We start from the raw sequence: 8,903 nt of genomic DNA on the forward strand, positions 1-8,903 counted from the left end.
GTTAGGATGGATGAGTCCTGTTCAATATAGGCTCCATCTTTTAGCTGCATAATGAAAACGAGACGACCGGAGTCGTCTCGTAAAAAAGTCTAACTTTTTGGGGTCACCTCAACCCTGTATTTGGCTCAAGTCTTTTTTATTCGTTTTATTAGCGAATACCTAGGGCAATTCTAGCATATCGACTCATTCGATCAGTTGTCCAAGCTGGATACCATACAAGTTTGACATCGACACTTTTGACCTCTTCTACTTCCTCTAAGGCATCATGAATATTATCAGTTAAGATATCTGCTAATGGGCAGCCCATTGTAGTTAAAGTCATTTTAATGACCGTTTCACCGGTTGAACCATTAAATTCAACTTCATAAACCAATCCTAAGTTTACGATATCAATCCCTAATTCAGGGTCGATAACTGTTTCTAAAGCCGTTAAGATTTTCTCTTTAATTGCTTCGATTTGTTCTTCTGTATATGAATGTTGTTGATCAGACATGAATATCCCTCCAAAATTTATATACTTTATGATACAGAATTTTGAACGTTTTGTAAATTATTGAAACTCTAAAAGTATGTTTTTCAATTAGGAGGATATTTTGTACGTTAAAATTACGTGATATGAGAGGTCCGCAAATTTTTTGAAAAAATCCTCATTGCTTTTCATGAAAAAATAATGTATCATAGTAATGTTAAAGAATTAGGAGGTAACATGTTAAATAATAGTATTGAACAGATTGTACGTTTTACAAGCCATCTGATTTGGATATATTTAGCCTTTTGGTCTTTGCAGTCGCTGAATTTGCAAACGCTATTTAAAAAGCAAAAAACAGGTCAAATTAGAGTGCTTATGTTACTTCTCGCTATTGGTCTTGGTTACCTAGTAAGTAGTTTTTTCTTTGAGATTTTACAATTGTCGAAAAATCTTTTTATTGCTAGATTGCAGTAAAGGGTAGTGTATTTTTGGAGGGAACGAATATAATGGAAGAAATTATCGTTCAAGGAGGTAATGCTCTTAAAGGTTCAGTAAAAATAGAAGGTGCTAAGAATGCGGTTCTTCCCATTTTAGCTGCAAGTCTTCTAGCGGATCAAGGGCATACGGTATTAAACAATGTACCAATTCTTTCAGATGTGTTTACAATGAATGAAGTGATACGTCATTTAAATGTTGAATTAACTTTTAATGAAGATAAAAATCAAGTAGTAATAGATGCGACAAATGAGTTAGCCATTGAAGCACCATATGAATATGTTAGCAAAATGCGTGCTTCAATCGTTGTTATGGGTCCTTTATTAGCCAGAAATGGTCACGCTAAAGTGGCGATGCCTGGTGGTTGTGCAATTGGTAAGCGTCCAATTGATTTACACTTAAAAGGTTTCCAAGCATTAGGTGCAAAAATTAATCAAGCAGAAGGATATATTGAAGCGATTGCGGATGAATTGCATGGCGCTCATATTTATTTGGATTTTCCTAGTGTAGGTGCGACTCAAAACATTATGATGGCTGCGATTAAGGCAAAAGGAACAACAATTATCGAAAATGTTGCGCGTGAGCCTGAGATTGTCGATTTAGCAAATATATTAAATAAAATGGGTGCGAAAATCTATGGTGCAGGAACAGAAACTATGCGTATTGAAGGTGTTGAACATTTACATGGAGTAACGCATTCTATCGTTCAAGATCGTATCGAAGCAGGTACATTTATGGTTGCTGCTGCGATGACTGGTGGTGATGTCATTATTAATGACGCCATTTCAGAACATAATCGTCCATTAATTTCTAAATTGATGGAGATGGGAGCAAAAATATTCGAAGTTGAAGAAGGATTACGGGTTATTGGCCCTAAGGATTTGAAACCAACTGATGTAAAAACTTTACCTCACCCAGGGTTTCCAACTGATATGCAAGCTCAAATGACAGCAATCCAATTAGTGGCAAAAGGAAATAGTTTTGTAACTGAAACAGTCTTTGAAAATCGTTTCCAGCATCTTGAAGAAATGCGCAGAATGAATGCACATGTAAAAATTGATGGGTCTGTGGCATGTATTGAAGGTGGACATGAGTTACAAGGTGCGACTGTTTATGCAACTGATTTGCGTGCAGCCGCAGCATTAATTCTTGCTGGTTTAAAAGCGAAAGGTAGAACGCGTGTCCGTAATTTGAAATATTTAGACCGTGGCTATTATAAATTCCATGAGAAATTACGTGCTTTAGGTGCAGACGTAATACGTATAGATATTGATGAAAAACTGTCTAAAAAAGAAAAAGTAAATGCATAAAAGGAAAGCATAATGAAAAATACTCGCTATATTACAAATGTTTTGATTAAGGTATTTCTTGTTTTTATTATGGCTGTGGTGTTGTTCTTTATCGGTTTAATGATTGGTTATGGGATTATTGGGGACGGTCATCCGCTTGAAGTATTGAATCCGTCCATTTGGCACCATATTTTTGATTTTATTAAGTAGTATTAGAATGTTGACTAGTAGGGAATCTTGCTAGTCAATTTTTCATAATTGGAGGAAAGGTAATTGAAAAAAGTACTGATTGCAATAGTTCGGGGGTATCAACGTTTTATTTCACCGTTATTTCCACCAAGTTGTCGCTATCATCCAACTTGTTCAAACTATATGATACAAGCGATTCAAGTACATGGGGCATTGAAAGGCTCATTAATGGGGATAGCCAGAATTTTAAGATGTCATCCATTTGTAAAGGGTGGTATCGATTATGTCCCTTTAAAATTTTCTTTGAAACGTAATACTAAGGATCAACATCGCCCTAATTATGATGATTAGGCACGGTGTTGGTCTTTTTTTTGCAAACGCTTTTAAATTGTGTACATTTTTCCGAATTGAAATATATTTTCCAAAATAATAAATTTTCTGAAAATTCTGTTGACAATTAGAAAATTTTTATGTATATTGTTGACATATCCTAAATGGTATTAAGGGAGGACAACTAGGATGAAGATGAAAAAATTAGCTTATTTAGTAGCAGGTTTAGTATTACTTTCAGCATGTAGCGCTGCGCCAGGTGGTGGTAAAGGAGCTGCCGGTGGAGGCAACAAGCAATCTGGAGACACTATTAAAATTGGGGTAAACCTTGAGTTATCTGGTGGGGTAGCAGCCTATGGTAGTGCAGAAAAAAATGGGGTTGAATTAGCCGCTGAACAAATTAATAAAGACGGCGGTATTTTGGGTAAAAAAGTGAAGTTGGTTGTTAAAGATAATAAATCTGATAATAATGAAGCAGCCACAGTTGCAGCAAACTTAGTCACAAATGATAAAGTCGTAGCAGTTATCGGACCTGCAACATCAGGAGCGACTAAAACGGTGATTCCGAATATGACGAAAGCGCAGGTGCCAGTTATCTCACCTTCTGCAACTGATGATTCAATTACTTTAAATGGTAAGGATGTTCAGAAATATGTTTTCCGTTCATGTTTCCAAGATAGTTTCCAAGGAATTATGTTAGCTGATTATGCAACAAATAATTTAAAAGCTGAAAAAGTAGCGATTTTAGCTGATAATTCAAGTGATTATGCGATTGGTTTAACGAAAGCCTTTAAGAAAGAATATAAAGGTGATATTGTTCTAGAAGAAAACTTTACACAAGATGATAAGGATTTCCAAGCGGTATTAACAAAACTTAAAGGAAAAGATTTTGATGCTATCTATGTTCCTGGTTATTACACACAAGCTGGTTTAATCATTAAGCAAGCGCGTGAATTAGGAATTACACAACCAATCATCGGTGCAGATGGTTTCGGTGATGAAAAGATGGTGCAAACAGCTGGTGCACAAAATGTAAACAATGTATTTTATAGTACACACTTTTCTACAAAGGCACCTGCAACTGATAAGGTACCTGCGTTTATTGAAGCTTATAAAGCAAAATACAATGCTGAACCATCAACATTTAACGCTTTAGCTTATGATTCACTATACATGATTAAACAAGCAATTGAAGATCAAAAATCAGCAGACTCTGCAGCCATTCAAAAAGGCTTAGCTAACTTGAAGAATTTTGAAGGTGTTACTGGTACAATGACCATTGATAAAGACCACAACCCTGAAAAATCACTTGTAATTCTTGGTTTAACAGATGGTAAAGAATCATCTGCAGAAACCATCAATGCAAAATAATGAAAGTGGAGGTTTGGCCCAGGTCAGCCTCCTTCTTTTAAACTTTATATAGAAAGAGAGATTTGCGATATGGAAGCAATCATTCAACAATTAATAAATGGTTTGTTCCTGGGAAGTATCTATGCCTTATTAGCATTGGGTTACACCATGGTATATGGAATCATCAAGTTGATTAACTTTGCCCATGGTGAGATTTATATGATTGGTAGTTTTATCGGCTATTTCCTATTAAATAATACGGGAATTGGTTTTTTCCCAGCAATGATTATTTCAATGATTGCCTGTGCTTTATTAGGTGTAACCATTGAATTTTTAGCTTATCGTCCTTTGAGAAAATCAACACGTATTTCTGCTTTGATTACAGCAATTGGTGTATCCTTCTTTTTACAAAATATTATGATTTATTTCTTTTCGCCAGATGTACGACCATTTCCACAGGATATCACTCGGAAAACTTATCATCTTGGCTTTATTGAAGTAAGCAATATTCAAGTATTAATCTTAGTTGTATCTATTGTTTTAATGGTTTTGTTACAATTAATTATTCAGAAGACTAAGATGGGTAAAGCAATGCGGGCTGTGAGTGTGGATGCAGATGCTGCCCAATTAATGGGAATTAGTGTCAACCGAACAATTTCCTTTACCTTTGCACTTGGATCTGCATTAGCTGCTGCCGGTGGGATGTTAATTGGTTTGTATTATAATTCAATTGATCCAATGATGGGGGTTGCTCCAGGACTTAAAGCGTTTATTGCTGCGGTTTTAGGTGGTATTGGAATTATCCCTGGTGCAGCTTTAGGTGGTTTTGTAATCGGCTTGATTGAAACAATTTCCACTGCTTTTGGATTTTCTGATTATAAGGATGCTTTAGTGTACTTGATTTTAATAATTATTCTTTTCGTACGTCCTGCTGGTATCCTTGGTAAAAATGTGAAAGAGAAAGTGTAGGTGCCCAAGATGAAGAAAAATTTAAAATATAATATCGCCTGGGTAGCTATTGCCGCAGTTGTTTATGGGGGTTTACTTGCTTTATATAATGGCGGATTCATTACGCTATTTACCGATGCGATTATTGTTAATATTGGTATTAATATTATTGCTGCAGTTGGGTTAAATTTGATTATTGGTTTTTCAGGACAATTCTCTTTGGGACATGCTGGTTTTATGGCAATTGGAGCTTACTCATGTGCTATCATTACTTCTAGCAATCCTACATATGGTGGTTTTATCATGGGATTATTAGTTGGAATGCTTGTATCTGGTATTGTTGCCTATGTGGTTGGTCTACCTACTTTACGCTTAAAAGGAGACTATTTGGCCATTGCTACTTTAGGGATTGCAGAGATTATCCGTATTTTGATTGTGAACTTTAGAGATATTACAAATGGACCTTCAGGAATTTTCGGGTTACCACAAGTTACTACATGGGAAGTTGTTTTTGTTTTTGCTTTGATTTCGATTATCTTAGTTTCTAACTTGATGAATAGTGCGCCAGGTCGGGCCATACTATCTGTCCGTGAAGATGAAATTGCTGCTGAAGCGATGGGAATTAATACGACGAAATATAAAGTACTCGCTTTTGTGATTGGTGCAGTTTTAGCAAGTATTGCCGGAACTTTGTTTGCAAGTTACCAACAATCTGTTTTCCCTAAAGACTATCAATTTATGAAAACCATTGATATTTTGATTATTGTTGTATTTGGTGGAATCGGTAGTACAACGGGTGCAGTGCTTTCTGCTGTTGTTTTAGGGATTTTAAATATGTATTTACAAGATTTTGGCTACTTACGAATGATCCTTTACGCGCTTACTTTGATTATTATCATGATCTTTAAACCAAGTGGCTTATTAGGTACATGGGAATTTTCAGTGAAACGTATCATTGATAAATTCACGAAGAAAGGAGACGATGTCAATGCCTCTGTTGGACGTTAAAAATTTAACTAAAAATTTTGGTGGGCTTACTGCTGTCTCACGTGTGAATCTAACTTTAGAAGAAAATGAACTCGTTGGGTTAATTGGTCCAAATGGGGCCGGCAAAACGACCTTGTTCAATTTATTGACTGGCGTGTATGTACCTTCTGAAGGTGATGTTTTATTTACTGTTGAAGGTAAGGAAAATCGTTTAAATGGCATGAAACCATACAAAATTGCTGATTTAGGCTTATCACGTACTTTTCAAAATATTCGTCTATTTAAAGAGCTAACGGTCATGGATAATGTTTTGATTGCGATGAATACCAAACATGCTAAAGGGGTGTTTTCAAGCATTCTACGTTTACCACAGTTTTATAAAAATGATGAAGAGATGCGACAAAAAGCCAAAGATTTATTAGCAATTTTTGATTTGGATCAAAAAGTTAATACCTTAGCCAAAAACTTGCCGTATGGTGAACAAAGACGTTTGGAAATTGTCCGGGCATTAGCTACTGAGCCGAAAATTTTATTTTTAGATGAGCCAGCTGCTGGGATGAATCCACAAGAAACTGCTGAATTAACTGAATTAATCAGAAAAATCCAACGTGAATTTGGTTTAACCATTATCTTAATTGAACATGATATGAGTCTGGTTATGGATGTATGTGAACGAATTTATGTGTTGGAATATGGACGTGTCATTGCCCATGGTACACCGATGGAAATAAAGAATAATCCAAAAGTTATTGAAGCGTATCTAGGAGGGGAAATGTAATGCTAAAAGTACAAGATCTATCTGTTCATTATGGTATGATTCAAGCTGTCCATAATGTCAGCTTTGAAGTCAAACAAGGCGAAATTGTTTCCCTGATTGGTGCCAATGGTGCAGGAAAGACTACGATTTTAAGAACAATATCTGGTCTAGTTCGTCCTTCAAATGGCCAAATTATCTTTGAGGGAAAAAATATTGAAAAAGCTGCACCGCAAAAAATTGTTGCTGATGGCTTATCTCAAGTTCCGGAAGGGCGTCATGTTTTTAGTGGCTTAACTGTACAAGAAAATTTAGATATGGGTGCTTTTTTACGTAAAGACAATACGCTTAAAGAGGATTTCGAACAGATTTTTGCGAAGTTTCCAATTTTAAAGGAACGTCGTAATCAAGATGCTGCGACTTTATCTGGTGGGGAACAACAAATGCTTGCGATGGGAAGAGCTTTGATGTCTAAGCCAAAATTATTATTATTAGATGAACCTTCAATGGGACTTGCACCAATTTTTATTAAGGAAATCTTTTCCATTATTCAAGAAATCCAAGCTCAAGGTACAACAGTCTTATTGATTGAGCAAAATGCGAAAATGGCATTATCAATCGCCAATCGCGGCTACGTATTAGAAACTGGAAAAATTGTATTAGAAGGTACAGGAAAAGAACTATTGGCAAGTGAAGCTGTACGTAAAGCATATCTAGGGGGTTAAACCATGACTGTAAGAGATTTTATGACGGAAAAGTTAGTTACCGTAACACCACAAACACCTATTTTTGATGCGATTGACTTGATGAAAAAGCATGATATTCATCGTTTACCGGTGATAGAGGATAATCAATTGGTTGGTTTAATTACACAGGGGGTTATTCAAGAATCGATGCCTTCAAAAGCAACTAGTTTAAGTGTATTTGAGCTGAATTATTTAATTAATAAAACTAAGGTTGGTGATGTGATGTTAACCCATGTTACCACAATTGAGGCCGATGCATTATTGGAAGATGCCATAAAAGTGATGCGCACAAAATCAATTGGTGTCTTACCTGTAATGGAAAAGAATCAATTGGTAGGTATTATCACGAATAACGATATTTTTGATGCCTTTTTAAAGATTTCTGGTTATGAAAATGGTGGCGTCAGAGTTACACTAAAAATCACTAAGGAACATCATGGTATTTTAGCGGTGATTGCTAAGGAACTAGCAGATGCTCAAATGAATATTGAAACGATAGTGGTTAATCGTTTATCTAAAGGAATCTTTGTGGAAATTCAATTAGCAACTAAGGATGCTGAAAAGGTGAAAGCAGTATTGACTAGCGATGATTATGAGTTAGTTGATGTTGTGCTAACGAATACGATTATGTAATAAAAGCATTTTGATGGCCAATTCAAGTGAGGATTGGCCATATTTTTTTATTGACAGTATCTAGATGGTTTGATTAGAATAGATATGTTAAGAAAAGAGGGATGAACATTGAAGAAAAATAAAGATATTCAAGTACAAGTTGTAGAAACAACGAAACAAATAGATGGTACAAATTATGATGTTACCCAGCTTGCGATTGGTAAAAAGACAATTGGAGAAGTATTACATTATGGGCCTAAATCTTTTGTTAGTTTTATGAATGAAGAAGAAATTCAAACAGATCGTAGTTTAGATGCTGCAATTGAAACGATTTTAATGCGTTGGAATTTACAAGAATAAATAGCTTTACGCATTATTTATTCAAAAAAATTATGTTTTTCTCTTGAAATAATTATTATTTTATAGTATTATTTAATAGTTGACTTGAAAAACATATGGAGGAGTAGCGAAGTGGCTAAACGCGGCGGACTGTAAATCCGTTCCTTTTGGTTCAGTGGTTCGAATCCACTCTCCTCCACTTTTCTTGGGGTATAGCCAAGCGGTAAGGCAAGGGACTTTGACTCCCTCATGCGTTGGTTCGAATCCAGCTACCCCAGTTAGGTTTTTCCTATAATCATATGGAGGAGTAGCGAAGTGGCTAAACGCGGCGGACTGTAAATCCGTTCCTTTTGGTTCAGTGGTTCGAATCCACTCTCCTCCACTTTCTTGGGGTA

General features: G+C 35.8%; 12 protein-coding genes and 3 tRNA genes. 14 read left to right on the forward strand and 1 reads right to left on the reverse strand.

From position 1 onward, the window contains the following. Positions 1 to 148 precede the first annotated feature (148 nt). Entirely contained in the window at positions 149 to 493 is a 345-nt protein-coding gene (locus tag ACTQZM_RS11205; RefSeq protein WP_016251819.1) for a metal-sulfur cluster assembly factor, read from the reverse strand. 213 nt (positions 494 to 706) lie between these two features. Between ACTQZM_RS11205 and ACTQZM_RS11210 the strand changes: the two genes are divergently transcribed. The 14 genes from ACTQZM_RS11210 to ACTQZM_RS11275 all read left to right on the forward strand — a co-directional run bounded on the left by ACTQZM_RS11210 (position 707) and on the right by ACTQZM_RS11275 (position 8,890). After that, on the forward strand, positions 707 to 943 hold the full coding sequence (locus ACTQZM_RS11210) for a DUF1146 family protein (RefSeq protein WP_113784259.1): 237 nt from the start codon (positions 707 to 709) through the stop codon (positions 941 to 943). Between the two features lie 32 nt (positions 944 to 975). Continuing rightward, positions 976 to 2,274 (forward strand): UDP-N-acetylglucosamine 1-carboxyvinyltransferase, encoded by a 1,299-nt coding sequence (murA, locus tag ACTQZM_RS11215; protein ID WP_248624860.1) that lies wholly within the window; start codon positions 976 to 978, stop codon positions 2,272 to 2,274. 12 nt (positions 2,275 to 2,286) lie between these two features. Then, positions 2,287 to 2,463, forward strand: coding sequence for a DNA-directed RNA polymerase subunit beta (locus ACTQZM_RS11220; protein ID WP_113784261.1), 177 nt, complete (start codon positions 2,287 to 2,289; stop codon positions 2,461 to 2,463). Positions 2,464 to 2,526: 63 nt separating this feature from the next. Continuing rightward, complete coding sequence (yidD, locus tag ACTQZM_RS11225) at positions 2,527 to 2,793, forward strand: membrane protein insertion efficiency factor YidD (RefSeq protein WP_441653818.1); 267 nt, start codon at positions 2,527 to 2,529, stop codon at positions 2,791 to 2,793. 168 nt (positions 2,794 to 2,961) lie between these two features. Further along, entirely contained in the window at positions 2,962 to 4,143 is a 1,182-nt protein-coding gene (locus ACTQZM_RS11230) for an ABC transporter substrate-binding protein (RefSeq protein ID WP_441653819.1), read from the forward strand. Between the two features lie 69 nt (positions 4,144 to 4,212). After that, positions 4,213 to 5,091 carry a branched-chain amino acid ABC transporter permease gene (locus ACTQZM_RS11235; RefSeq protein ID WP_016251825.1) on the forward strand — a complete coding sequence of 293 codons (879 nt, stop codon included), beginning with the start codon at positions 4,213 to 4,215 and terminating at the stop codon, positions 5,089 to 5,091. Between the two features lie 9 nt (positions 5,092 to 5,100). Further along, positions 5,101 to 6,078 (forward strand): branched-chain amino acid ABC transporter permease, encoded by a 978-nt coding sequence (locus ACTQZM_RS11240; protein ID WP_441653820.1) that lies wholly within the window; start codon positions 5,101 to 5,103, stop codon positions 6,076 to 6,078. Then, complete coding sequence (locus ACTQZM_RS11245) at positions 6,059 to 6,835, forward strand: ABC transporter ATP-binding protein (protein ID WP_016251827.1); 777 nt, start codon at positions 6,059 to 6,061, stop codon at positions 6,833 to 6,835. The genes ACTQZM_RS11240 and ACTQZM_RS11245 overlap by 20 nt, the downstream gene beginning before the upstream one ends. Continuing rightward, positions 6,835 to 7,536: an ABC transporter ATP-binding protein gene (locus tag ACTQZM_RS11250; protein WP_047241774.1), complete on the forward strand. Its 702-nt coding sequence runs from the start codon at positions 6,835 to 6,837 to the stop codon at positions 7,534 to 7,536. The genes ACTQZM_RS11245 and ACTQZM_RS11250 overlap by 1 nt, the downstream gene beginning before the upstream one ends. Before the next feature lie 3 nt (positions 7,537 to 7,539). Continuing rightward, positions 7,540 to 8,190, forward strand: coding sequence for a CBS domain-containing protein (locus ACTQZM_RS11255; RefSeq protein WP_441653821.1), 651 nt, complete (start codon positions 7,540 to 7,542; stop codon positions 8,188 to 8,190). Positions 8,191 to 8,298: 108 nt separating this feature from the next. Further along, entirely contained in the window at positions 8,299 to 8,529 is a 231-nt protein-coding gene (locus ACTQZM_RS11260) for a DUF2969 domain-containing protein (RefSeq protein WP_016251830.1), read from the forward strand. A gap of 97 nt (positions 8,530 to 8,626) precedes the next feature. Then, positions 8,627 to 8,707 (forward strand) — tRNA-Tyr (locus ACTQZM_RS11265). 7 nt (positions 8,708 to 8,714) lie between these two features. Continuing rightward, positions 8,715 to 8,786: transfer RNA gene (locus tag ACTQZM_RS11270), tRNA-Gln, on the forward strand. Between the two features lie 23 nt (positions 8,787 to 8,809). Then, a tRNA-Tyr gene (locus ACTQZM_RS11275) sits at positions 8,810 to 8,890 on the forward strand. The last annotated feature ends 13 nt before the right edge of the window (positions 8,891 to 8,903 follow it).

The sequence above is a fragment of the Enterococcus cecorum genome (genome assembly GCF_052119425.1).
GTDB classification, from domain to species: Bacteria; Bacillota; Bacilli; order Lactobacillales; family Enterococcaceae; genus Enterococcus_E; species Enterococcus_E cecorum_C.